The sequence below is a fragment of the Actinoplanes subtropicus genome (genome assembly GCF_000721705.1).
GTDB classification, from domain to species: domain Bacteria; phylum Actinomycetota; class Actinomycetes; order Mycobacteriales; family Micromonosporaceae; genus Actinoplanes; species Actinoplanes subtropicus.
The window spans coordinates 1-24990 of sequence record NZ_JOJL01000012.1 but is presented as its reverse complement, the minus strand read 5'-3'; the positions used below and the strand labels follow the sequence as shown (position 1 = coordinate 24990).

The 24990-nt window shown below is 68.7% G+C and carries 22 protein-coding genes; 5 read left to right on the top strand and 17 right to left on the bottom strand.

Features of this window, described 5'->3' with window-relative positions:
* Positions 1 to 19: 19 nt before the first annotated feature.
* From IH26_RS0118345 to IH26_RS0118300, 10 genes are all read right to left on the bottom strand, one after another.
* Complete coding sequence (locus IH26_RS0118345; RefSeq protein ID WP_169789768.1) at positions 20 to 940, bottom strand: ABC transporter permease; 921 nt, start codon at positions 938 to 940, stop codon at positions 20 to 22.
* Positions 941 to 1061: 121 nt separating this feature from the next.
* A complete protein-coding gene (locus tag IH26_RS0118340) occupies positions 1062 to 2075 on the bottom strand; it encodes an ABC transporter permease (protein ID WP_084598906.1) in 1014 nt (337 codons plus the stop codon).
* Entirely contained in the window at positions 2047 to 3612 is a 1566-nt protein-coding gene (locus IH26_RS0118335) for a sugar ABC transporter ATP-binding protein (RefSeq protein ID WP_051808255.1), read from the bottom strand. The genes IH26_RS0118340 and IH26_RS0118335 overlap by 29 nt, the downstream gene beginning before the upstream one ends.
* The gene (locus IH26_RS0118330) at positions 3609 to 4871 is read right to left on the bottom strand and encodes a substrate-binding domain-containing protein (RefSeq protein ID WP_084598905.1); all 1263 of its coding nucleotides are present in this window, start codon (positions 4869 to 4871) and stop codon (positions 3609 to 3611) included. The genes IH26_RS0118335 and IH26_RS0118330 overlap by 4 nt, the downstream gene beginning before the upstream one ends.
* 154 nt (positions 4872 to 5025) lie before the next feature.
* The gene (locus tag IH26_RS0118325; RefSeq protein ID WP_051808254.1) at positions 5026 to 6354 is read right to left on the bottom strand and encodes an oxidoreductase; all 1329 of its coding nucleotides are present in this window, start codon (positions 6352 to 6354) and stop codon (positions 5026 to 5028) included.
* A 63-nt stretch (positions 6355 to 6417) separates the two neighbouring features.
* The gene (locus IH26_RS0118320) at positions 6418 to 7158 is read right to left on the bottom strand and encodes an ABC transporter substrate-binding protein (RefSeq protein WP_051808253.1); all 741 of its coding nucleotides are present in this window, start codon (positions 7156 to 7158) and stop codon (positions 6418 to 6420) included.
* A complete protein-coding gene (locus tag IH26_RS0118315) occupies positions 7122 to 8141 on the bottom strand; it encodes a fumarylacetoacetate hydrolase family protein (protein WP_063763702.1) in 1020 nt (339 codons plus the stop codon). The genes IH26_RS0118320 and IH26_RS0118315 overlap by 37 nt, the downstream gene beginning before the upstream one ends.
* Before the next feature lie 3 nt (positions 8142 to 8144).
* Positions 8145 to 9086: a VOC family protein gene (locus tag IH26_RS0118310; RefSeq protein ID WP_030437423.1), complete on the bottom strand. Its 942-nt coding sequence runs from the start codon at positions 9084 to 9086 to the stop codon at positions 8145 to 8147.
* Positions 9087 to 9106: 20 nt separating this feature from the next.
* Positions 9107 to 10612 carry a bifunctional 3-(3-hydroxy-phenyl)propionate/3-hydroxycinnamic acid hydroxylase gene (locus IH26_RS0118305; protein ID WP_030437422.1) on the bottom strand — a complete coding sequence of 502 codons (1506 nt, stop codon included), beginning with the start codon at positions 10610 to 10612 and terminating at the stop codon, positions 9107 to 9109.
* Positions 10613 to 10792: 180 nt separating this feature from the next.
* A complete protein-coding gene (locus IH26_RS0118300; RefSeq protein ID WP_030437421.1) occupies positions 10793 to 12169 on the bottom strand; it encodes an aldehyde dehydrogenase family protein in 1377 nt (458 codons plus the stop codon).
* Between the two features lie 109 nt (positions 12170 to 12278).
* Here IH26_RS0118300 and IH26_RS0118295 point away from each other — a divergent pair, with 109 nt between their 5' ends.
* Together IH26_RS0118295 and IH26_RS0118290 are read left to right on the top strand one after the other, a co-directional pair.
* Positions 12279 to 13292: an ornithine cyclodeaminase family protein gene (locus tag IH26_RS0118295; RefSeq protein WP_030437420.1), complete on the top strand. Its 1014-nt coding sequence runs from the start codon at positions 12279 to 12281 to the stop codon at positions 13290 to 13292.
* 9 nt (positions 13293 to 13301) lie between these two features.
* Positions 13302 to 14321, top strand: a complete 1020-nt coding sequence (locus IH26_RS0118290) for a dihydrodipicolinate synthase family protein (protein ID WP_030437419.1) — start codon at positions 13302 to 13304, stop codon at positions 14319 to 14321.
* Positions 14322 to 14367: 46 nt separating this feature from the next.
* Here the strand turns inward: IH26_RS0118290 and IH26_RS0118285 are convergent, their stop codons facing one another.
* Positions 14368 to 14796: a PaaI family thioesterase gene (locus tag IH26_RS0118285; RefSeq protein WP_051808252.1), complete on the bottom strand. Its 429-nt coding sequence runs from the start codon at positions 14794 to 14796 to the stop codon at positions 14368 to 14370.
* Positions 14793 to 16013: an acetyl-CoA C-acyltransferase gene (locus tag IH26_RS0118280; protein WP_030437417.1), complete on the bottom strand. Its 1221-nt coding sequence runs from the start codon at positions 16011 to 16013 to the stop codon at positions 14793 to 14795. Before IH26_RS0118280 ends, IH26_RS0118285 begins: the two co-directional genes overlap by 4 nt.
* 327 nt (positions 16014 to 16340) lie before the next feature.
* Between IH26_RS0118280 and IH26_RS0118270 the strand changes: the two genes are divergently transcribed.
* Entirely contained in the window at positions 16341 to 18296 is a 1956-nt protein-coding gene (locus IH26_RS0118270) for an FAD-dependent monooxygenase (RefSeq protein WP_030437415.1), read from the top strand.
* Between the two features lie 26 nt (positions 18297 to 18322).
* Here IH26_RS0118270 and IH26_RS0118265 read toward each other — a convergent pair whose 3' ends face one another.
* A complete protein-coding gene (locus tag IH26_RS0118265) occupies positions 18323 to 19552 on the bottom strand; it encodes a helix-turn-helix domain-containing protein (protein ID WP_169789767.1) in 1230 nt (409 codons plus the stop codon).
* A gap of 334 nt (positions 19553 to 19886) precedes the next feature.
* Here IH26_RS0118265 and IH26_RS63915 point away from each other — a divergent pair, with 334 nt between their 5' ends.
* Positions 19887 to 20543 (top strand): AraC family transcriptional regulator, encoded by a 657-nt coding sequence (locus IH26_RS63915; protein ID WP_281179753.1) that lies wholly within the window; start codon positions 19887 to 19889, stop codon positions 20541 to 20543.
* Positions 20544 to 20674: 131 nt separating this feature from the next.
* On the opposite strand, the gene IH26_RS64510 is transcribed toward IH26_RS63915, so the two are convergent.
* Positions 20675 to 20863 carry a helix-turn-helix transcriptional regulator gene (locus IH26_RS64510; RefSeq protein WP_211268684.1) on the bottom strand — a complete coding sequence of 63 codons (189 nt, stop codon included), beginning with the start codon at positions 20861 to 20863 and terminating at the stop codon, positions 20675 to 20677.
* Positions 20864 to 21178: 315 nt separating this feature from the next.
* Here IH26_RS64510 and IH26_RS0118255 point away from each other — a divergent pair, with 315 nt between their 5' ends.
* A complete protein-coding gene (locus IH26_RS0118255) occupies positions 21179 to 22309 on the top strand; it encodes an ABC transporter substrate-binding protein (protein WP_030437413.1) in 1131 nt (376 codons plus the stop codon).
* Positions 22310 to 23167: 858 nt separating this feature from the next.
* Here IH26_RS0118255 and IH26_RS0118250 read toward each other — a convergent pair.
* The 3 genes from IH26_RS0118250 to IH26_RS0118240 are packed head-to-tail and all read right to left on the bottom strand — an operon-like array spanning position 23168 to position 24872.
* Complete coding sequence (locus tag IH26_RS0118250; RefSeq protein WP_030437412.1) at positions 23168 to 23980, bottom strand: ExeA family protein; 813 nt, start codon at positions 23978 to 23980, stop codon at positions 23168 to 23170.
* A complete protein-coding gene (locus tag IH26_RS0118245) occupies positions 23977 to 24168 on the bottom strand; it encodes a hypothetical protein (protein ID WP_030437411.1) in 192 nt (63 codons plus the stop codon). The genes IH26_RS0118250 and IH26_RS0118245 overlap by 4 nt, the downstream gene beginning before the upstream one ends.
* Positions 24165 to 24872, bottom strand: coding sequence for a Mu transposase C-terminal domain-containing protein (locus tag IH26_RS0118240; protein WP_084598902.1), 708 nt, complete (start codon positions 24870 to 24872; stop codon positions 24165 to 24167). The genes IH26_RS0118245 and IH26_RS0118240 overlap by 4 nt, the downstream gene beginning before the upstream one ends.
* Between the last annotated feature and the right edge of the window lie 118 nt (positions 24873 to 24990).

Genomic DNA, 24990 nt, shown 5'->3' with positions numbered 1-24990 from the left:
TGACCTGGCCGTACGTCGCTCAGAGGCGATCGCGGAGCCGGCGGCCCCGACCGTAGGCGAGAACGACGAGGATGATGGCGACTCCGTACAGGATCCTGGTGTCGCCCTCCCCCAAACCCGCGCCGCTGAGAATGGTCGTGAGGCCGGTGAGGGTCAGCGCTCCGAGCACGGTGCGGAGGAAATCGCCCTGCGCGGCCCCCAGCGCGGTCCCACCGACGAGGACCGCAGCCAGGCCCGAGTAGAAGTACGGATCGCCCGTCGACACGCTGGCCCCGCTGGAGAAGCCGGCGATCAGGATGCCCACGAGGCCGGTGAACGCGGCCCCGAACGCGAACACGCCGATCCGGATCCGCCCGGTGGGGATGAGGATCTCCTCCGCGGCAAGGGGATTGGCCCCGGTCGCGTACAGCCGGCGCCCGGTGACCGTGTGGGAGAGGAACAGCCACGTCGCGGCCACAAGGCCGATCGTCACCACGACGACCGGAGGCGCCGGAATCCCGAAGGTCGTGCTCATGACCGCGGACAACGAGGAAAGGCTCGCCGGTGGTATCCCCAGGGTGGTGGCGTTCGTCGCGACGACAACCCCGCCGATGAGCACGGACGACATGCCCAGGCTCACCACGAGCGATTGGACCCGCAGGAGGTGACAGATCGCGCCGATGGCGGCGCCGGCGAGCCCGCAAACGGCAACGGTGAAGGCGCACACCAGCCACAGCGGCCAGTGCCTGTCCCCGCCGAGCTGCGCTGCCGCCACCGCACCGACCGTGATGTAGCCCGGTACGGCGAGGTCGAGGCCGCCGATCAGGATGACCAGAGTCTGCCCGAGAGAGGCAAGCGCGAGCAGCGCGGCGAGCACCGACATCGCGCGGAGGGACGAGGCAGAGGAGAAGCCCTCCAGGCGGACCGAACCCCACGCGTAGACGGCGACCAGCACGACCATCTGGATGATCGGGAAACGCCGGACCAGCGCCGCGGGCCGGGCCAGCCGGCCCGCGTTCGGCTCCCGGCCCGACGCCGCGGTCGGTGGCGTCACGGTGGACGATACGAGATCTGTCATGTCGCTAACTCACCTTTGCTCGCGAAGTCAGGCCCGACAGCACCACACCGGCGACAAGGAGGAGGCCGTACGCCAGCTGGACGTAACTCGTCGGAACGCCCGTCGCAGCCAGCAGGTCCTGCAGCAGGAAGATGGCAACCGCGCCGAAGAAGGAGCCCATCAGGCCTCCCCGGCCGCCCAGCAGTGACGTGCCTCCGAGGGAGACCGCCGCGAGCGCGACCAGCGAATAGGTCGGTGCGAGCGCCGGCTGCGAGGTCTGGATGACGCCGGTCAGCGCGATACCGGCCACCGTGGCCAGGACCCCCGAGGCGACATACGCCCCGATCCGGAAGGCGTTGACATTGACACCCGCGGAGAACGCGGCGACGTCGTCGGCGCCCACGGCGTAGAGCGTGCGCAGGACACGAGTGCGGCTGAGACCGAACCAGGCGAGCGCGACGACGCCGATGGTGACGAGGCCGCCGGGAAGGATGCCGATCCTGCCGGCCACGGACTCGGTCCAATTCCCACTCGCCAGCCCGGCGGGGCCGGGCGAGACCCGAAGGGCAAGCCCGCTGACGACGAAGAAAGTCGCCAGGGTGACGATCACAGGTTGCAGCCGGCCGAACGCCACCAGCAGGCCGTTCACCACACCGACCGCGGCGCCGACGAGGAGCAGCAGCGGGATCGAGACCCACGGGGAACCGAGACCGTGCGGGAAGAGGACGGCGCACAGCAAGCAGTTCGTGAGTGTCGCTTGCGGGCCGACGGAGATGTCGATGCCACCCCCGCCGCCCAGGATCGGCAGCGTGGAGGCGAAAGCGACCAGGACGAACGGCGCGAGGTTGCCGAGCAGCGACGGCCAGTACCGCGGAGCCAGGATCGAGTGCTCGGCCAGGAGGTTCGCCGCCAGGAGGCCGGCTACCAGGATCGCCGAGAAGGTCCAGGGCTGCCGGAGGAATGACCGGCGGAAGCCGTACCGCCGGCCGCCGGGCTTCCCGGACGTCACGTCAGTCGGCGGAAGGTGCGTGGTTGACATCGCGCGTCTCCTTCCCGCTCGGCGCCGTGGCCGGCTCGGAAGGGCGGCTTCCGAAGTAGGCCGCGACGATCGCCGAGCGAGTGACCTCGTCTCCTTGCAGGAGCGCGCTGACGCGCCCGTCTTTGAAGACGAGGACCCGATCGGCCAGGTGCACCAGTTCGTCGACCTCGCTGGACAGGACGACGATCGCCACGCCGCGGGAGGCGAGGTCGTCGAGTGTCGCGTAGACGTCGTGCTTGGCGTTCTGGTCGATGCCGCGCGTCGGGTCGTTCAGGAGGAGCACCTGGGGTGCGTCCGCCAGGGTGCGGGCCAGGACGACCTTCTGCTGGTTGCCGCCCGAAAGCGTCGTGATGAGATCACCCGCGTGGCCCATCTTCACACGTAACGGCGCGGCCAGCCGCTTGAGCCGCTCCAGTGTGCGTCGAGACCTGATCACGCCGGCTCGCGTGTCCCGGCTCTGCGTGGGGAGGCCGAAGTTCTCCATGACGGACAGGGGCTCGAAGATGCCCTCGCGTCGACGCTCGCGCGGCACGTAGCCGATGCCCAGGGCACGGGCTCGCGCCGGGCCGTCGACGACCTGGTCGGCACCCTCGATGTGGCGGATGACGTTGCCGTTGACGGCGACGCCGCGCAGGGCCTTGAGGAACGCGTCCTGCCCTTGGCCTTCCAGGCCAGCCAGTCCGAGCACTTCGCCCGCTCGCAGCGTCACCGATAGCGGCTCGTTCGAGCCGTCCACGCTGACCTGGTCGACACGCAGGACGGGCTCGGCGGACGAACGGCTGACTCGTCGGGTGACGTCGGCATCGACACCCGACATCAGCTTCACCAACTCGCCGGGGTTCGTGGCGCTGGCGTCCAGGCGGGCGGCGACCGTTCGTCCTCCCCGGAGCACGGTGATCACGTCACTGATCTGGAAGACCTCGTCCATGCGGTGGGAGATGAACAGCACGCTGCCGCCGCCCGAGGTCAGGTCGCGGACCAGGCCGAACAGCCGGTCGCGGGTGGCGATGTCGAGAGCCGAGGTCGACTCGTCGAGGACCAGCAGGGACGGGCCCTGGACCAGCGAACGCGTGATGCACGCGGCTTGGCGTCCGGACAGGGACAGGGCCTCGATGGGCGCGTCGACGTCGACCTGCTCGCCGAGAAGCGCGGTCAGGGTCCCGGCGGCTCGCTCCCGGCGCTCCAAGGCGCTCAGCGCGGACCGTTTCGCACCGATCCAGATGTTCTCCAGGATCGTCTGACCCGGCAGGGTCAGGACTTCCTGGAACACCGTCGAGATGCCCAGTCCGTGCGACCGGGCCGGAGACCGCAGCGAGGTGGCCGCGCAGCCGTCGATGTACACCTGGCCGCTGTCCGGGCGGTGAACGCCGGAGAGGATCTTGGCCAGGGAGGACTTGCCGCTGCCGTTCTCGCCCATGACCGTGTGCACCTCGCCGGCGCGGATCTCCAGGTCCGCGCCGGCGAGTGCGCGCGTCGCGCCGAACGTCTTGGTGACGTCGCGGACGACGACGCGCGCTGTCCCGTCGGGCTGGGTCACTTCGCACCGAAGTAGCTGTCGAGTTCACCATCCGTGAACAGCTGGTCTCCGGGGATCCAGGCATCCGCGGCGCTGGCCGGGTCCCAGCCCGGCTGCACGACGTCGCCGAGGTTGTCGCGCGTGATCGGCTTCTGCAGCGTGATGATCTGGTTCACCTTCGGACCGTTCCCGGCGAGGATGCGGAGCGCGACTCGGGCGGGCGCCTGCCCGATCGCCTCGTCGGGGGTCGACACGCCGGCCACGAGCGCCTTCTGGTTCTTGGCGAAGTAGGCGAGGCTGCCCTGCGTGGAGCCGACGTCGGCGATCGGCGGCACCGGCTTGCCGAGCTGCTCGAAGGCCTGGACGACGCCTGGGGTCATGACGCCGCTCTGGAACACCCCGCCGACGCCGGCCGGGTGCGTGGAGAGGAACTGCAGCGTCGCCGCCTTGGCGGCCGCGCTGGAGAAGTTGCCGGTGACCTCACCCGCGACCTTCACATCCGGGCAGAGGCTCAGCGCGGCCTTGAATCCGGCGAAGGTGTTGTTGTCGCTCGTGATACCCGGGATGCCGTGGATCTGGAGCACGCTGCCCTTCCCGCCCATCGCCGTCAGGACTTGGGCTGCCTGCTTGGCGCTGGACAACGCGGTGTTCGCAGCGACGCTCACCGCGTACTCCGACGGCACGGAGCTCCACGCCGTGACGACGGGGATGCCTGCGGCGCCCGCTTCGCTGATCGGCTTCACGAAGGGCTCGGGGGCGAGCGGGAAGGCGATGATCAGGTCCGGCTTCTTCGCCACGATCTGGCCGAACTGCTGCAAGCTTCCCGGAACGTCCGTCGGGCCCTGGGGTGCGAGGTCAGCGATGACGTTGACCTTGCCCGAGTCCTTGAGCGCCTTCGTGAGAGCGTCGTGCGTGCTCGTGACGAAGGGGTTGAGCGGAGGCTGCCAGAGGATGCCGACCGTGTACGGCGCGTCATGCTTCGGCTTCCAACCCGCCCAGGCGCTGGCTACGACGGGCGTGCCGAAGAGGTTGTAGTTGGCCTGGATCTCCTTGGGCAGGGCCGCAAGAACACCACCGGGGTCCTGCGGCGCCTGAACCGGAACGGAGCCGCACTGCCCGGCAGCCGGCGCGGCCACGTCCGTCGTGCCCTTGGCCGAGGTTGACGAGCCACCGGTGCCGCAGGCGGCGAGGGCGAGCGCGAGGGCGACGCTGCCCACCCCGGCCAGCAGTGCACGTCCACGGCCGAGGCGGCGGTGCAGGGGAGCTGATTTGCTGAACATGACTCTCCCGTCAGATTTGAACGACCGTGACTCGGGTCACGCGAGGAGGTAACCACATCCTGTACGAAACGTCTAGTACCTAATGTGGGAGCACCCGGCGACGGCCGGACCAGGAACGCGCGACGGTCTCGTCAGGACGTCGCGAAGCGCCCGCTCAGCGCTCGCCCGTACGCACGGCCGCCGGCCCACTACGGCGCAGCCGTCGGCTGGCGCGGATGGCCTTGTCAGCCGTCCTCATGAGCGCCCGGTTTCCGGCGGCCCAGATGACCAGGTTCTGGGCGGGGTTGGAGCCTTTGGCCGACGGGTGCTCGTGCCCCATCTCGGGGTTCTTGTGGCATTGCACCGCCACTTGAAGGATCAGCCGCCGCATGCAGGAGTTGGCGTGGTCGCACCACACGATCTCGGTGGAACGGCCCTCGAGCACCTTGGTCGCGTAGTCGGGGTCCGCGAGCATCTGGCGAGCCAGCATCGTCGCGTCCACGATGCCGTCGGCGATCGCGGCGGCCGCCTGATCCGGGTCAGGCGTGCTACTCAAGAACAGCGCCACACTGGGTCCTAGCGAGTCACGGAAGGCTTGGGGCTCGCCCTCGCGAAGCATCTTCCCGGACTCGCGAGGCACGTTGTCCCTCATGGACTCGTAGTTGCCGTCGGTGAGGGCGACGAAGTCAAGGCCCGCCCGGGCGATCTCCGCCGTGACGGCCGCGAAGCCTTCCGGTCCCTGCCCGCTGGGCGCGTGGTCGTTGGCGCTGAGCCGCAGGCCGAGCGCCAGGTCCGGGCCGATCTCCTGACGGACCGCCGCGACGGTGTCGCGTAGGGCTCGGGCGCGGTTCTCCACCGATCCGCCGTATTCGTCGGTCCGGAAGTTGGACAGCGGCGAGAGGAACGAGGAGTAGAAGTAGCACATGTGTGCCGCGATCTCGATGCCGTCGAAGCCGGCGGCCTTGGCTCGCCGTGCGGCGTCGACGACCGCCTGCTCCAACTCCTTGATCTCATCGACGCCGGCCTCGTTCGGTAGCGGTGTGGCCTGGCCCCCCGGCAGGTAGACGTTGTCGGGGAGCCCGTGGGCGCCCATATCGACACGCTTAGGAGAGGCGGAGACGATCTCGTGGCCGTCTCGCGGCACGCCCATCCTGCCGAACGACGGAAAGAGCTGCGCGAAGATCGCGACGTCCGGGGCGGCGGCGTGCACCGCGTCGACGAGCCTCCTGAGGCCGGGGACGAACATGTCGTCGTCGTAGCGGATGTTCGGCGCGAAGGGCGACTCCCGGAAAGCGCGCGCGGTCGCGACGGAGCCGCCCACGATGACCGCGCCGACGCCGCCGGCCGCACGACGGCTGAGGAAGGCGATCGACTGGTCACTGGGGCGGCCATCGGACGTGGGCCGCAGCACTGCCATCGGCCCGAGGATGATCCGGTTTTTCAGGGTGAGCTTGTTGATCGTCAGCGGTGTGCCGAGGATCTCGGCGGCGGTGCGGGACGACATGGCACTCCTCCTGGACGGCGTTGGGGCGGGACGGCGTGGCGCGGAGGGCTTGCCGTGCGGGGTTTACGCGACCAGATCGCCGAGCACGACCCCAGGCGGCAGCAGACCGAGTGAGTCGCGAATGTCGGTCAGGACGGCGAGACCCTGGGGATCAACGGGAAGGAGACCGGCCGCGCCGAGGCCGTCGAGCAGGTCGTCCAACTCGGGGTTACCCAGCAGGTCGGTGCGGGCGACGAGGCCCTGACCGGGAAACGCCGGGAAAGCCTGCTGAACGGTGAGGATCTCCCGCTTACCCGCCCGCCGAGCCTGGCCGTCGAACGGCGGCCCGAGCAACGTCGCGGTCACCGCGCCGGACAGAAGCCCATCGAGCCGCTCCGCGACTCCGCCGACCTCGATCCACCGCACCTCGACTCCGGCTTCGGCAAGCAGGCGCCGGGCGACGAGAGCGAAACCGTTCGTGAACGCATCGACCGCGAACGGCTGACCGGACAGCCCGGTCAGATACTCCACGCTCTCGTCGGCGAAGACACCGAGCCGGGTCGTCCGCTCCACCTGCCCGACCAGCCGCACATCGGCTCCCGCCCGGACCCATTCGAAGAGGTTGTCGATGGCGGTCACGACCAGGTCGAGAGTGCCGTCCAGCAGGCCCGCCAGTTGCGCGGGGCTACCCGACGTACGGACCTCCTCCAGGTCGAAACCGTCGAGCGCTCCGCGGGCCCGGGCCTCGACAAGCGGAGCCGGAGGGACGAAGTAGGACATGCGCAGCGTCACCGGCGAGTCCTCGAGGCGCGCGAGGCCTGCCACGGCGGCTGCTCCCCGGTCGGGGCGATGACCGGGGTCCGCTGCACGCCGAGGCCTTCGATCGTGATCTCGATGACGTCGCCGCCCTGGAGGAAACGCTTCCAGTGCGAGCCGTTTCCGGCAGGCGACCCGGTGCTGATGACGTCCCCGGGGTTCAGTACGGCGACGGAGGAGATATACGAGATAAGTTCTCGCACCCCGAAAGCCATGTTGGAGGTGGAGGAGTCCTGCATGAGCCGGCCGTTCAGGCGGAGCTGGATGCGAAGCCGCATCGGATCGGGCACGAAACGCGCCGGGACAAGGAAGGGTCCAGTCGGGAAGAATGTCGGCTGGTTCTTGGCACGGAACCAGTCGGTGCCGATGTTGGCGACGTCGGGCCGGGGGATCAGCGATCGCGCCGAGACGTCGTTGACGATCGTGTAGCCGGCGACGACGTCGAGGGCGTCCTCGACCCGGACCCGATGTGCCGACCGGCCGATGACGACGCCGAGTTCCGCCTCCCAGTCGACGTCCCCGCCGAAGTCGGGCAGGCGGACCGCGTCATAGGCACCGGAGACGGCGGACGGGATTCCCGTCCAGACGTACGGATCACCCGCGGCGACGCGCTCGTCGATCTCGGCCGCGGCGTCCGCACGGAGCTGCTCGTCGGACGCGCCCTCGTTGCCGAGCTTGTGGGCGACCGCCATCTGGATGATGTGCTCCCGGTAGTTGACGCCGGCAGCGAGGATCGGGCCGACCGGGTCGACGGGGGGCAGGACGTGGAGCCGTCCCGAATCCAGCCGCCGGCTGAGAGTGTGTGGGGCGGCAGGGCTCTCGGCCAGAAACGAGGCGAGCACATCCAGGTTCGCCTCCCAGGCCTCGAAGAGGTCACCGGTCCGTCGCACCTCCGGGAGGACGGCGCGGATGTCGTGGACGTCGTCCCCATGTACGAGTGCGGGGAAACGGGCACCGTCGACCTCGAAGGTGCCGATCGCGAAGCTGTCCATGTCTCAGACCGGCGGCGCGACGAAGAGGTGGGCGTTGTCCGAATCGTTGAACATCTCCTTGGTGATGAACTCGTTCATGTCGCCGCCCGTACCCCAGAGATCACTGGTCGCGGGCTCCCGCACGTCGTAGATGTGCGGGTGCCACGCGTCCTCGTCGAGGATTTCCAGGTCGGTGGTCATCTCCATCGTGTTGCCGTTGGGGTCGATGAAGTACGTGAACGTGTTGTCCCCGGCGCGGTGACGACCCGGGCCCCAGATCTTCCGGTAGCCGGCGCGAATGATCCGGCCGCTGCCGAACATGTAGTCGTCGATGCTCCGCAGCTCGAAGGAGGCGTGCTGGAGCGACGCGTGCGGCCCCCGGGCAATGGCGATCGAGTGATGCTGCGGGCTGCATCGCAAGAAGTAGAAGAGGTCGCCAGCCTGCGGGTGGTGGAGGGTGTCCGAGAGGCGGAACCCCAGGTGCTTCTGGTACCAGGCGCGCATGCTCTCGGGCTGCCTGGAATTCAGTACCACGTGGGAGAGCCGTACCGGGATCGCCTCCCGCGGCTCGATCTTGCGGTGCTGACGTGCTTCGACCTCCGTCGAGACCTCGATCGTGCGCCCCTCGAGGTCGAAGAAGCGGAAGCCGTAGCCGCCGCCGAGCGTCGACAGATCCTTCGGTTCGAAGACCAGCTGAACCCCCGCGGCGGCGAGATCCCGCCCGAGGGTGTCGACGGCCTCCCGGTTGGCGGCCCCGAAGGCGACCAGGTCGAGGCGCTTGTCGGCCGACCTGCGCACGCGGGTGATGTACTGCTCCGGCGAGCCCTCGGCGGCGAAGTAGACGACGTCGCCGTCGTCGTGCTGGACCGTCAGCCCCCAATGGTTTTTGTAGAACTCGATCTGCTGATCGAAGTCGGGCACAGCGATGTCGAAGTGACGGATATGTGTAATGGGGCTGAAGGCCACCGGGTTCTCCTTCTCCGGGCTCAGCGGTGCAGGGGTGCGCTCAGGTGCGCGATGGACGGGATCCGGCGGACCAGTCCCTCCAGGTCGGCAACGGTGTCGGCGCAGCCGAGGATGTAGTGGTCGGGCCTGATCACGACGGCTTGGGCGTCAACCGAGGCCAGCAGCACACCGGCGTCGACCGGTTCGAGCAGCGTGACGGTGTCGCTGTCCTCGTCGAGCACCGCCTTCACCTCGTCCGGCAGTTGCTCGTAGAGGGATCTTTCGGCGGCGACGACGAAGCGGGGCCCGACCTCATCGTCGAGACGCGTGCCGTCGGACCGGATCGGCTGAATGCTTAGCCTTCCGGCACGGCCGTCCCGATCTCCGTCGTGCAGGCCGGGGCCCAGCGACGGCGGGATCGGCACCGCTGACGCCTCCGGGTGGGCCTTCATGAACTCGTCCCGCCCCTGGGCGAGGTGGGGATCGAGGGTCTGGATGGCGACTGCCTGGTTGGCGGCCACCTCGACCCAGTAGGTCGCATGGGGCTTACGCTCGCTTTCGTACGTGTCGAGGAGCTCGTCGCCAGCCAGCCCGCGCCTCACCAGATCCAGCTTCCAGACAAGGTTCGCGACGTCACGGAGGCCGGCGCACAGGCCCTGGCCGAACAGCGGCGGCGCCTGATGAGCCGCGTCACCGGCGATGAAAATGTTTCCGTCCCGCCAACGCTGCGCGATCCGGCCGCGGAACGTGTAGATCGCCTGGCGGTCGGGCGTGAACTTGTCCCGCGGGAGGATCCCGGCGCTCATCAGCTCGACGGCTTCCGGAGTGGCGACGTGGTCAGGGTCGTCACCCGGGACGAGCATGAACTCCATGCGGACGCGGGTGCCTGGCAGGCGCAGCCACAGCGCAGGTCGCAAATAGCTCGCGAATTGGATCATGTCGGTCTGGTAACCGGGTGCTCCGACGAGATGGCCGTCGACGACGAGCCACTGCTCGTCCTCGCCGTACTTATCGGTCTCGATGCCCAAGGCTCGGCGGAACTGGCCCCGTGCGCCGTCGGCGGCGATCGCCCACCGCGCCGTCAGGACGCTCCGCGCACCGCCGTCGTCCTCGGTGGCGACTTCGACACCGCCTTCAACGTTGCGGACCTCGGTGACCGTCACGCCCCTCCGCAGGCTGATTCCGGGGGCCGACTCGACAACCCGGCGGACGAGAGCCTCGACATCGGGCTGGTGGAAGCTGATGTGCTCGTTCCAGCCCTGGCCACCGATCTCGTGGGTCTCCGCGTGGACGAGGACCTCCCCGTCGGTGTTGACGATGTCCACGTCCTTCATCGGGATCGTGACCGCCCGGACCTCGTCGGCGATACCGAGCGCCTGGAGCGTACGGAAGGTCTCTCCATCGAAATGGACCGCGCGGGCGGTGGTCCACATCTCGACATCCTTCTCGAGGCCGATGGCAGCGACACCGAGGCGACCGAGCAGGGCCAGAGCCACGGTCCCGACGGGTCCGGCCCCAATGACGATGACGTCCGCGTCGTAGGCCATCGGCACTCCTTCATGTTCTATACGTATCGTATCGGTTGCCGAATCGTAACGCGCGCCACACCTCTTGGCGACCCTCCGCTCCGGGGCAACTTCGGTCCGGAAGTCTGTCCACCGGGCGCCAAGGAGACATCCTGTTCAGTACGGCGGCCGGAGCCCATCGCCGTGCTGGCCAGGCCGGGCCTACACCGCCCAGACGGTCTTCAGGTTGCAGAACTCGCGCTGCCCCACGGCGGCCAGCTCACGACCGAAACCGGAGCGCTTGATCCCGCCGAACGGGAGTTCCTGGTACGAGACGGTCATTCCGTTCACGAAGACGGCGCCTGCCTCGAGGTGGGCGATGAAGTAGTCCTGCTCCTGCGGGTCGTTCGTCCAGACGGCGCTCGAGAGGCCGAAGGTCGTCTGGTTCGCGAGGCGCAACGCGTGCTCGTTGTCGTGCGCGCGATAGAGGCAGGCGACCGGCCCGAAGGCCTCTTCCTGGACGAGCCGGGCGTCGCAGGGCAGGTCTGCGATGACGGTCGGCGGGTAGAACCAGCCGTCCCCGTCGGGCACGGTGCCGCCGGCGAGGATGGTGGCGCCCTTGGCCTGGGCGTCCTCGACGAGCTCGATGAGCTCCCGGCGTCCCGACTCGGTTGCGAGCGGCCCGACCTCCGTGCCCGGCAGCAGGGGATCGCCGACCCTCAGCTCGGACATCCGCCTGGCGAACTCCGCCGCGAAGGCGTCGTAGACCTCGGCGTGGACGATGAACCGCTTGCCGGCGATACAGGACTGTCCGTTGTTGTTGATTCGCGCACGCACGGCGGTGGCGGCGGCCTGCTGGATGTCCGCCGACGGCAGGACGATGAACGGGTCGCTGCCTCCGAGTTCCAGCACGGTCTTTTTGATGTGGTCCCCCGCGATCGCGGCGACGGAGCGACCCGCGGGCTCCGAACCGGTGAGCGTCACGGCCTTGACCCGCGGGTCCGCGATCACAGCACCCACCTCAGCGCCGCCGATGAGCAGGGTGCGGAAGGAGCCCTTCGGGAAACCTGCCCGCTCAAAGAGCGTGTCGAGGAAGATCGCCGCCTGCGGGACGTTCGAGGCATGCTTCAGGAGGCCGGCGTTGCCGGCCATGAGCGCCGGGGCCGCGAACCGGATGACCTGCCACAGCGGGTAGTTCCACGGCATGACGGCCAGCACGACGCCCAGCGGCTCGTAGCGGGTCCAGGCCCTGGAGGCGCCCACCTCGGCCGGGTCCTCGAGCGGCACGTCAGCCAGGAAGCTCTCGGCGTTGTCCGCGTAGAAACGCATCGCCCTGGCGGACTTCGCCACCTCGGCGATCGCCTGGGCGAGGGGCTTGCCCATCTCGACCGTGATGAGCCGGCCGAGGTTGGCGGACTCGTCGTCGAGCAGATCGGCGGCGGCGCGCATCCAACCGGCCCGCTGGGCGTACGTGGTCCGGCACAGCGCCTTGGCCGCGGCAGCCGCCTCGCCGATCCGTTCCTGCACCTGTGCCGGCGTGTGTGCCTCGATGACCATCTCGGTCTTCCCGGTCGACGGGTTCACGGTTGCGATCGCCACGACTTCTCTCCTTAGCGCGACATCATCCGACCGCAGTCTAGGCACATGCGGTACGGTACGTCTCGTCTACGATGAGGTCGGTGGCCGTGAGGCCGCGGAGGAGAGACCGATGAGCGCTGAAGCCGAGCCGCCGACCCGGCTCCCCCTGTTCCTCACCGACAGCGACGTGGAGACGCTGTCGGACCTGCCGAGCGCCATCGCGGTGATCCGCGCCGCCTACCGCACCGGCGTGGACGACAAGCGCAACCCGGGAAGGATCTTCGCAAACGGCGGGAGGGAGTGGATGCGCGTGATGCCCTCGGCGCCCCCGACCGGACAGCTGTTCGGCGCGAAGTCCATCAACGGTTCCTTTGCCGACGGGCTGCGCGTCAGCTACCTCATCTCGCTGTTCGACAAGGACACGGCAGAACTCGTCGCGCTCGTGGACGGCAACCGTGTGACGGGCCTGCGCACCGCGGCCACCACGGCCGTCGGCACGGAGGCGATCACACCGCGGCGGCCTCTTCAGGTCGGCGTCATCGGCTCCGGCTTCGAGGCCCAGTCGCACACCTCGGCGCTGTCCCTGGTCGCGTCCTTCGCCTCGGTGCGGGTCTTCAGCCCGACGCCGGCGAATCGGCTCGCTTTCGCGGAGCGCTTCACCTCTGGCCTCGGCGTCCCGGTGGCGGCGGTCGACTCGGCGGAGGCCGCTGCGCGGGGAGCCGATCTCGTGCTGTGCGCCGCCCGCTCCCGCGATGAGTCCCCGACGATCGAGGCGGACTGGGTGGCGGACACCGCGACCGTCGTCTCGATCGGGTCCACCACGCCGGCACAGCGCGAGCTTCCGGCCGACCTGATCGCCCGAGCCGGCGTCGTGGTGGCGGACGGGGTCGACGAGGTGGTCCACGGCAGCGGCGACATGATCGCCGCCCGGGCCGCCGGCATCGACGTCGACCGGCTCACCGTCTCGCTCAACTCGGTTCTTCTGGGCGACATCACTGTGGACGTCGACCGAGGGATCCGCATCTACAAGTCCACGGGCTGCGGGCTCCAGGACATCGTCGTCGCCGAGGCTCTCGTGAACCTCGCCCGCGAACGCGGGGTCGGGATCCAACTGCCGGCCGGCATCGTCACCACTCGGAAGTAGGGAGTCAGCATGGTCGACTACACTAAGAACGAGGCGCGCGCCTGGGCCAGGCAGCACTGGCAGGGTGCCATCGCGGTGACGATACCGTCCTACACCCCGGATTTCGCGGGTATCAACGAGAACGCGATCCGTCACGACATCCACAAGCTCAGGGAGCTCGGCTTCTCCGGGACCCTGCTCGTGGCCGAGGTGGCGATCTCCCCCGAGGAGAACGCGCGGGTCACCGCCGTTGCCCGCGAAGCTGCCGGACCGGACTTCCAGCTCTTCTTCCACGCCGCGTTCAACACGCTCGAGGAGAACATCGCCGCCCTGCGGCTCGCTGAGAAGGCCGGCGCCGACAGCGTGCTGCTCTCCTACCCGACCGCGTTCTGGCCGACCACCCTCGAAGAGGTCTACGACTACACCAAAGCACTCGCCGACTCGACCCCTCTCGGTGTCATGCTCTTCGGGCTGCCCGCCTGGGGATTCGAGCGAATCGACAACGCCGGGATGCCCGTGCGGTGGGTGCGCCACGTGCTCGACACGATCCCGAACATCGTGGCCGTCAAGGCCGAGCAGGGAAATCCGGGCATCCCCGGGGTCATGGAGATGTACCACCACTTCCGGGACGAGGTCGTCATCTCCTGCCCCATCGAGGGCGAGACGATCCCGCTCATGTCCGTGCTGGACTTCCAGTTCTCCGGGACCAGCAACACCAACTGGATGAGCGACTACTTCCCGAAGGCCTTCAGCCTCGCACGCAGCGGAAGGTTCGAGGAGGCGATGGAGCTGTGGTGGCAGGTCGCGCCGGCGCGTGCCGCCAACACGGCCATCCTCACGGGATCGGCGATCGGCACCACGGTCATCAACCGGACGGGGTGGAAGTACCAGGAATGGCTGGCCGGGTTCAACGGCGGAGCACTCCGCGCACCGGCTCCCCGCATCCCTGACCGGCTGATGAAGCAGGCGCGTGCGGCGCTGGTCGCGTCCGGACTACCGGTGACCGACCTTCCCGACAGTGAGTTCGTCAAGGGTCGCATCAAGGCCTAGCGAGAATGAAGGCCGGCCGGGAACGGGCGCTCCGGCCGGCTTACCGTCACCGAGGCCTGCGAACCGCCCGGGCGGTGCCGCGATACAACGCCACGATCCGGTCGTCGGCGACGACGTCGACGTCGATCACAGCACGGCGTCCGTCGCAGTACGACGTACGCGCCTGTGCCGTCAGAACCGACTCACCACCGGAGGGCGCGAGGTACTGGATCGCGGCATCACCGGTCACGGCGGCGCCGAGCACGGTCAGCGCAGCCGCGGCGAAGGCTTGGTCGGCGAGCGCGAAGACGATGCCGCCATGCACGACACCCGCCCCGTTGAGCTGCCCGTCACGAGCGACAAGCGTCACCGTCGCAGAACCGCCGGTAGCCTCGAGGATCTCGAAGCCGAACCACTCGAGCGACGACTCGCCGAGCATCAGTTCCTTGATGACCGGGTCGATGTGCCGGCCGGTGGGCCGGTCGTCGGGCCTCATGAGATCCGCTCCACTACCAATGCCATTCCCTGCCCTCCGCCGACGCACAGGGTTGCCAGCCCCAGCGTTCCGTCACGTTCCCGAAGGGCACGGATGAGTGTCCCGACAAGCCGGACCCCGGTCGCGCCGAACGGGTGCCCGATGGCGATCGCGCCGCCGTTGGCGTTCACCTTCGCCGGATCGAGCCCCAGCTCACGGACCGCGGGGACGACCTGGGCGGCAAACGCCTCGTTGAGCTCGACAAGATCCAAGTCCACCGTGCTCAAGCCCAGGCGGCCGAGCAGCCTGCGGCTGGCCTCGACCGGGCCGAGACCCATGATCTCCGGCGAGAGGGCGCTGGCACCCGCCCCGAGGATCCGCGCAAGCGGCGGGAGACCGAGAGCCATGGCCTTGGCTGCGCTCATCACGACCATGGCTGAGGCGCCGTCGTTGAGTGGACTGGCGTTGCCGGCTGTGACCGTGCCGTCTGGGCGGAAGGCAGGCCGCAATGCGGCAAGCCCTTCTGCCGTGGTGTCGGCGCGCGGGCCGTCGTCGGTCTCGACCACCCGTCCATCGGTGGTCGTGACCGGCACGATCTCCCCGTCGAAGAAGCCGCGTCCGATCGCCGCGGCCGTGCGCTGCTGGGACCGCAAGGCCCACGCGTCCTGGTCCTGGCGCGTGGTGCCGGTCAGACCGGCGACGAACTCGGCGGTCTTGCCCATAGCGATGTAGACGTCCGGGAGCAGCCCCTCCTCGCGCGGGTCGGTCCACGGCGCGGACGCCGCGAAGAGTGCGTCCGCTCGAGCGGCCGACTGCTCGGAACCCGGGTAGCGGTTCGTCGGGTTCGGAGGCGTGCTCGACGTCGATTCCATCCCACCCGCGACGAACGCGTCTCCATCCCCAGCACGCACCGCGCGAGCGGCCGCAGCCACCGCCTGGAGCGAGGAGGCGCAGAATCGGTTCACGCTCGCGCCGGGGAGCCCGTCGTAACCGCCGTACACCGCGACGCGGCGGGCCGCGTTGTCCCCCTGGGCGCCCTCGGGAACGGCGGTACCGAGGTAGAAGTCGTCGAGCATGTCGGCCCGGAGCGCCGGTACGTCGGCCAGCGCGCCTTGTAGTGCCACAAGCGTCAGGTCCTCCGGCCGCTCGGCGCGGAAGGACCCCTTCCGGGCCCGGCCGAACGGCGTGCGCCGATAGGCCACCACGACCGCGTCGTTGGGGGCGAGTTGCTTGCTCACTGTCTCTCCTTCTGAGGCAGGCCCGAGAACACGTACGGGACGGATCGTATCGCTTTTCCGGGGCGGAGGGCACTTACCGTCGCCCGGATGCCGATTCGCCGACACTGCAGCCCACGCCGCTCGCACCCAGGGCGACGGCCCACCTCCCCGTCGTAGCCGCCGAGCAAGGTGATGACAGCGAGGTCGTACGCGGGGTCGAGCAGAACGGGAAGCGACAACCCGCAGGTCGCTCCCTTGCCGCAGCCCCATCCTAACGATACGATCCGTTTAGTATCGAATACTATTTCCAGGATCTCGACGATGGAGACAAGATCGAGGAGTCGTCCCATGCAGATCCACGTCCGTGGCTATGAGGCGAATGATCCCCGGATCAAGCCGGCCGCCGGGTACGGCATGAACCGGCCCGGGGACCTCCCCGAGGAGATGGACGTCCTCATCGTCGGCACGGGACCGGCGGCCGCCGTCGTGACGGCGCAACTCTCCCGGTTCCCGTCGATCAACGTCCGGACGATCGAGCGACGACCTGGCCGCCTCGAGGTCGGGCAGGCGGACGGGATCCAGGCTCGTTCCGTGGAGACCTTCCGGGCCTTCGGCTTCGCGAACGAGGTTGTCGACGAGGCCTACCGGAACGTCGAGATGTGTTTCTGGAAGCCAGCGCCGACAGACCCGTCAAAGATCGTGCGTGTTTCGCGCGTACCTGACGACGCCACCGGGATCAGCGAGTTCCCGCACATCTACGTCAACCAATCACGGATCCTCGACTACTTCCTCCGGGACGCAGTCCGCGCTCCGGGTCGTGTCGAGCCCGACTACGGCGTGGAGTTCGTGGACTGCAAGATCGACCCGAGCGCCGAATACCCGGTGACGTCTCGCCTGCGCCACACCGCGGGACCGCGGGCGGGCGAGGAGCGCACTGTGCGGTCCAAGTACCTCATCGGCGGCGACGGCGCCCGCAGCGCCGTCCGCGAGTCCCTCGGCCACCGCCTGCACGGCGAAGCCGCAATGCACGCCTGGGGCGTGATGGACGTCATGGCGAACACCGACTTCCCCGACTTCCAGGTCAAGTGCTCCATCCAGTCGCACGAGGGGGGAAACCTCCTTCTCATACCTCGCGAGGGCGGGTACCTGTCGCGCTTCTACGTCGATCTGGGTGCAGTCGACGCGAACGACGCGGGATCAGTCAGGGCAACGTCCATCGAAACGATGATCGACACGGCGAACCGGATTCTCTTCCCGTACTCACTCGACGTCCGGGCCGTAACCTGGTGGTCCGTCTATGAGGTGGCCCATCGCATCACCGACGGGTTCGACGACGTCCCCGCCCACCTCGAGGGAAGGGTGGCTCCACACGCCTTCATCATGGGCGACGCCTGCCACACCCATTCGGCGAAGGCCGGCCAGGGCATGAACGTCTCGATCCAGGACGGCTTCAACCTCGGCTGGAAGCTCGCCGCCGTTCTCGAGGGCCGCGCCCCCGCATCGCTGCTGTCCACCTACGCGGCCGAGCGGAAAGTCGTTGCCCAGAACCTCATCGACTTCGACAAGGAGTGGGCAGAAATGATGGCTCGCCCGGTGGACGCCTGGGAAGACCCGACCGAACTGGAGCGGTACTACGTCGCCACGATGGAATTCCCCGCCGGGTTCATGACTCGATACACCGAATCCATGATCACCCTCGATACGCAACACCAGGCACTCGCCCCCGGATACCCCGTGGGGAAACGGTTCAAGTCCGCCGAGGCGATCCGCCGGGCGGACAACCGGTGGCGGCACATCGGACACTTCCACGACGCCGACGGGCGGTGGCGCATCTATGTCTTCGCCGACGAGGCCGCCCCCACCCTGTCCGGCACGCCAACCGCCGACTTCGCGAACTGGTGGTCCGACGACCCCGCTTCCCCGCGAGTGAGATACACCCCGATCGACGTGGACGACGACGCCGTGTTCGACACAAAGGTGATCTACCAGCAGGACTACACGGAGTTTGACCCGGGCGAGGTACCGCATGCATTCCGACCGGTCAAGTTTCCCTACGGTCTGCACGACACGAATCAGATATTCGCCGCGGGTCACGGTCGCGACATCTTCCGCGACAGAGAGCTCAGCCGCGCGGGGGCGATCGTCATCGTCCGACCTGACCAGTACGTCGCGGGCGTGCTGCCACTGAGCGCACGTGCAGAGCTCATCCACTTCTTCGAGCGCAACATGCTCGAGCCCGCGGTCAACAAGACGGGGCGACGGCCGCCCTTCATCCGAACGGTTGCGGAAAGAATCGCACTCTAATTAATCAGAAGCCGCGGGGGCGGACGTCACGCGACACCGCGAACCAGGACCAGTCCACCTCGTTCGGGAACAGTCCCGGCGCCTGTTGAGCGACGCTGTGGATGAGGGGTGCGTCCGCGCAGGGTGAGGAACCGGACACCGCGGGCGTCCAGTGTGGCCAGTTGGGCCTGGGTGGTCAGGCGGGAGTCGAAGACCAGCAGGGCCGGGTCGCGGCCGGTGACGGTTTTCCAGTGGTCGCAGAACGCGATGACCTCCTGGTTTTGGGTGGCTTTCGACAGGTCCGCGTTGGCGTAGACCAGGGTGTGGGTGGCTTGGTCCTCGGCGAAGAAGGTGAGCACGCTGCGGGTGCGCTGGGATCGGCGGGGCACGTAGTGCTTCTCCAGGGCGGGGTCGTCGCCCCAGTGCATGACGGCGTGGAAGTCGAGGTTGAACTCGTCGCCGGCGGCCAGTCCGGTGCGGGTCATGGCCGATCCGAGCGCGGCCAGTAGCGCGGTCTGCTTGCGGTGTTGCAGCCGGTAGGAGTAGGTGGTCAGCGCGGTGGCCTTGGGCAGCGTGGTCAGGCCGGCGAACAGCGCCGCGCCCGGGTCCGCGGCCAGATCGTCCACGTGGGAGACCCGGCGAACGGTGGTCAGCTTCAGCGCCAGCAACGACAGCAGGTAGCCGACCGCGGGGATGACCCGGGTGCCGGGGTAGCCGGCCGCGGCGACCAGGGCGGGCAGGTCCAGGGCGACCAGGTCGGGCAGCGTCAGCAGCAGCCCGGCCAGCCGGGACGAGTTCTGCGCCGGCCACGCGTTGAAGTCGATGACCCGGGTACGGGTCAGGTTCTCCCGCCGGGGCAGGCCCCGCGCCGCGTGCGGGCGGGGCCACAGCCGGGGCAGCCCTTCGGCCAGGATCTCACCGATCCCGGTACGGTTGAGCCCGATACCTTCGGCGCGCAGCACCACGGCGATCTCGGCCACCGAGTGCCCCGCCAGTCGCAGCTCGATGATCCGGCCCCGAGCGGCCTGCTTGGCCGGCGCTGATCTCGGCCCCGGACGCGCCTGAGCGAAGAAGTCCCGTTCACCGGCCCGGAAGTCCCGCGCCAGCGACACCACACTCGCCTCGGTGTAGCCGAACCGTGCGGCCACCTCCGCCGCGCTGACCCCTTCCCACAAGTAGGCCCGTAACGCCTCGTATCTGCGGTGAGCGGGCAGAACAGGCTGCCCGAAGAACTCGCCACCCGCGCGGGCCGGGGCCGGATTCGCTGCCTGTTCCACCCACCCAGCATCACAAGACACCGTCAAATACGTCTATCACCCCATACCGGATAACCCCGATTCGAGTGACCGGGCCATGCCAGGCAACGACATTCAGGCCCGCGGTAACCCGCGATCCCGGCAGCCATCAACCACCACCACTCTCACACCAAAACGATCATGGCCCAGCAGGCAGCGAAGCGGCCCCACCATCCGGCCGGGGACACCGTCATCCCGCACCCAGTCCACCCCTCAAACAAGATCAAACTAGGGGCGAACTCCGGATGTGAGAATCGGCGCTAACCGAGACCAGCCGTTAACTTGACACTCCCGGGACACCGGCACCGCCGCACGATTGGACGACCCGCACGCCCCGGTCCTGCACGAATCCGGCGGCGACGAGCAGCAGCGGCTCACCGACGCCGCCGAGCACCTCGCCCGCGTCTGCGCCGACCCCGGGTCGCTGCCGCTGGAAATCCACCAGGCCGTGCTGCGGCACCTGCTCGCCGTGCTGGTGCTGCGTCTGGCCCACCTCGGCGCCGCACACGGCAGCGCGGCCCCCGATCCGAACGACACGTTCCTGCGCCTGCGCGACGCCGTCGAACGCGACTTCACCCGCACCCGCCGGCTGCAGGACTACGCCCGTACCCTCGGCTACTCCGCCCGGACCCTATCCCGGGCCGCGCAGGCCGCCGCCGGCGTGAACGCCAAGGAGTTCATCGACCGCCGCGTGATCCTGGAAGCCCGCAGGCTGCTCGCCCACAGCGACCACACAGCCGCGCAGATCGCCGCCCGGCTCGGCTTCACCAGCGCCACCTACTTCAGCAAATACTTCCACCAGCGCACCGGGACCACCCCGCTCGCGTTCCGCGCCGCCGCGCGAGGGGCCCGTCACCCCGCCCGTCATGACGCCCCGCAGCGGTTGACGGCTGTCGGCTTTATTCGAAGTTGCGGGCCCCGCTGGATGGCCTGCACCAGCATCACCACCGGGCACCGATGGCGGCGTCGATGACCCAGTCGCTGATCGGCTTCGAGCAGAGTGACGCGCTTTCGCACCTTCGAGGAATTGATGCGCCATCGACCGGTATTCCACGTTCACCGGCCTCGCCGCTTGCGGCGCCGCGCAGGGGCGGCGGCGGGGACCTACCGGGCGCGTGCTGGAGTGTTTCGGCCAACGCCAGTAGGCCGACTCCGAGGGCGTCGCCGAGTTTTCCGCAAGGTGCCCACACTGGGGTTGGTGGTGCCGTACTCGACCTCGACCAGGATCCGGCGGCTCACCCCTATGGCCTTCGCCAGCCGGTCCGGGGTCCACCGGCGCGCCTGCCGAGCCAGCCGGACCCGGCTCCGATCGCCGCCGCCGGTGACGCCAGGTCATCCTCAAGTAGTGCACTTTTTTGCACTTCCGGCGCAGGTGGTTGCAGGCTCTCGCAGGTGGTTGCAGGCTCTCCGGCCGCGGGAGGCGAGCCACGGCGGAGAGCGGGCACCCGGCGCCGGCAGCGGCGAGACGCTCCTTCTCCATCCTGCCGACGATACGGCACCCCGGCCGCAGATGTGGCGCGGCCAACAATTGATCATTCAACTACAATGCCCTAGCGTGATAGTTGCTTGTAGGAACAACCAATCACCTCGGCGGAAAGGACTCCAGCCATGACCACACTCAGCAGGCGACAGGCGCTCGGCGCGGCCGGCACAGTGCTCGGGGCGGCCGCGCTCGGCGCCGCCATCCCCGGCAGCGCCTCGGCCGCTCGCCTCGGCCGCCCGGTGGCGGAGGAGCGCAAGTCGCTCGGCCAGCTGTACGCCGACGCCCTCCGCGAAGGCGGCGAACTCGTCATCTACGCCGGCGGCGACACACCGACCCAGCAGGACGCCACCAAGCAAGCGTTCCTCGCCCAGTTCCCGGACATCAAGCTCACCATGGTCGTCGACTACAGCAAATTCCACGACGTACGCATCGACAACCAGCTCGCCACCGGCACCCTCGTCCCCGACCTGGTCCAGCTGCAGACCCTGCAGGACTTCACCCGATGGAAGAGCCTAGGCGTGCTCCAGCCGTACAAACCAGCCGGCTTCTCCGAGCTGTACCCCGCCTTCCGCGACCCCGACGGCGCCTGGGTCGGCATCGCCGTCGTCGCCTTCAGCTACATGTACGACGACAGCCTCGGCAACGCCGGGCCCGCCACCCCGCGGGACCTGGCCGACCCGCGGTGGAAAGGCACGATCGCGTCCTCCTACCCGAACGACGACGACGCCATCCTCTACCTCTACAAGCTGTACGCCCAGACGTACGGCTGGGACTGGGTCGCGCGCCTGGCCGCGCAGGACATCCAGTTCGGCCGCGGGACACCCACCCCGATCGTGGCCGTCGCCAGCAAGCAGAAGAAGGTCGGCATCGGCGGCATCGGCTCGCTGACCGGCCCGGTCGCGCCCGGCGTGAAGTGGGTCATCCCCGACGGCCACCCGTTCATGGCCTGGGGCCACCGGGCGGCGATCCTGGCCGGGGCCAAACACCCCGCCGCCGCGAAGCTCTACCTGAACTGGTCGCTGTCCGTCCCCGTACAGCAGGCCTCCTTCGACGGCTGGGCGGTGCGCACCGACGTCCAGCCCCAAGGTGGACTCCGGCCGATCTGGGAATACCCCAACGCCCACCTCGACGGCTTCCCGGCCTTCATGGCCGACCGCGCCGAGGCCGAACGCTGGCGGCAGACCTTCAGCCTCTACTTCGGCGAGGTGCAAGGCCCGCCCAGCCCCGGCGTGCTCGGCCTGCATCCGGGCCGGTAGACGGCGATCCAGGCCGCCGCTCGCCACCGCAGACATTCAGCGGGCCCGGCTTTCGGCCCAGGCCACCCCTGCATACCTCGCTGGAGCCGCAGGCGACCTGGCATTCGCACCGGTCACGCCCGCGCTGTTGGGCAACCTGGCCGAGACCGGCCCATCGCGGAGCTACCCGTTACACGCACCACACAGATCGAGAGCGACACAACCCGGAGACCTTCGACGAGTGTGGATTTCGTTGTCCTCCGACCAGCAGAGGGACCGGATCCAAGACAGTCAGTCGGAGAACATGCGCGCTCACTGGCCCGACCAGTACTACACCGATGGTCACGTGAGCCCTTCACATCGAGGACCTCAAGTTCCCGTTCGCCTTCGCCCCCACACCCGCGTCGTCAACGACCCAATGCGGATAGCCTCGGGCACCGCACTGCGGTGACAAGCGTCCTCACCAGCACGTTTCACCAATCCATGCCGCACGGCAAAGGCGGCTTCCTCCCACCTAACGGCAAGAAGTGCGCCGCCAACAAATGGCCACTGTCAGCATTTGGCACAACACGTGTGATGAACGAGAAATAACTCACCTACGGCCAGCTGAGGTTCATGCAGCACTCGGCCTGGTCTAGCCCGCAAAGCTCGCTCAGGCGGCATCACCGCCCCGAAGCGAGCAATGCAGTAGTCGAGAGGAGCGCGCGTCATGAGGATCCGTCCGGTGCGCTTGAACCACGCCGTGCTGTTCGTCGCCTGTTGCGCGGCGTTGAGAATGAGCACGAACGCGGCGTTGAGGATGAGGACGTGGTGGTGTGAGAAGACCCCGCCGGCTGGGTGCCGGGCGGGGTCTTGGTGTTCAGGGTGCGTGTGTGGTGTTCAGTCTGCCGTGACTTCGGCGACGGCGGCGCGGGTGGAGGATTCATCGACGATGGTTTTGTCGGCGGTGTAGGCGGCGATGAGGGCTTGGACGGCGAGGTTGTTGACGGCGCGGGGGTAGCCGCGGCTGGTTTGGTGGATCAGTGCGGTGGCGTCGTCGGAGAACAGGGTGTCGGAGCGGCCGGCCAGGGCGAGGTGGTGGCGCAGGTAGCTGCTGGTTTCCTGGTCGGTCATGGGTGGCATGGTGTAGCGCAGTCCGATGCGCTGGTCGAGGGCGGCCAGGACGCCGAGTTTTATGCGCCGTCGGAGGGTGGGTTGCCCGACCAGCAGGCAGGCGAACGGGCTGCGGCTGTCCATGTCGTGGTTGGTGAGCATGCGGATGGATTCCAGTTGCGGGTGGTCGAGTAGGTGGGCCTCGTCGAGGATCAGGACGGGGATGCGTCCGCGTTCGGCGTGTTCGGTGGCGAGGGCGTCGGCGGCTTGCGGGAGCAGGGTGGCGTGGTGGACCCGAGGCTGGCCGCCGAGGGCTTGGACGATCTGGTGGTGGATGCCGCGGACGCCGATGGTGGGGTTGGGCAGGTAGACGATGGTGTGCCGGGTGGCGTCGAGGGCGGCGAGCGCGGCGCGGATGGCGACGGTTTTCCCGGCGCCGACCTCGCCGGTGATCACGCCGATGCGGTGTTCGGTGATGCACCAGGTGATCCGGGCGACGGCTTCGCCGTGAGCGGCGTGGCGGTGCAGCATGCCGGGGGCGAGGTCGCGGCCGAACGGCATGCGGGTGAATCCGTAGAAGCCTTGCAGTTTCTCGATCACGCGGGGTCCTCGAGGGTGGGCGTCGGGTTGTGGTGGGCGAGGCGGGCCAGCAGGGTGGTCTTGGCGGCCTGGTAGGCGGCCCGTTCGGCGGGGTCGGCGTCGCCGCGGGTGTCGCTGAGCGTTCGGGCCCAGGCCAGCAGGCCGGCGATTTCGGTGATGGTGGGCCGGCCACCGATGCCGGTGGTCACAGCGTGTCCGTGGGCTGGGGCCGGTCGGCAGCTGGGTGGTCGGTCAGGGCGGTGTAGTTGATCTGCTCGCCGAGGTGCCGCTGGTGCTGCTGGTCGACCAGCCGCAGGTAGTTGATGCCGGTCGCTGCCGGAGGCGGCTGGTCGGCTGGCGTTTCGGGTCGGGCTTTGGGATGGGAGTGGCGGCTGACGCGGTGCGGGATGGCCAGGCCCATCGGTTTGCCCTGGGAGCGGACCTCGATGGTGGTCAGGTCGAACGGGTCGAAGACCAACTCGACCCGACGGCCGGCCAGGACCGGGTCGACCTGGTAGGTGTTGCCGTGCAGGCTGACCGTGGCGGTTTTGGTGACCGTGCGGTACTCGGCCCACAAGAACGCCTCGGCCAACTCGGTCGGGGCGGGTAGCGGTAACGGCCGGTCCGACCAGTGGGTCTGCCACCGGTGCAGCGGCGCCTGCCCGGTCTCGGAGTGCACCTGACGGTGGTAGACGGTCTCGGCCCAGGCAGCGAACAACCGGTTGAGGGTGAGCAGGTCGTCGACCAGATGCCGGCCAGGCTGCGCAGCATGGACCGCCGTGTCGCCGGTGACCTCGACGAGGAACTGCTCCCGCACCGTGCGAAACAGCCGCTCGATCTTCCCGCGGCCCTGCGGCCGACCCGGGGTGGAGTGAGTCAGCTTGATCCCGAGCTTGGCGCAGGCCCGCAGCAACCACGCATCGACGAACGCGGACCCGTTGTCGACGCTATGCCGACGTCGGCATAGTGTCGATTATGACGATGTTCGCGTTATGCCGACTTCTGCACGAAGCTGCAGGTGGGTGCCAGTC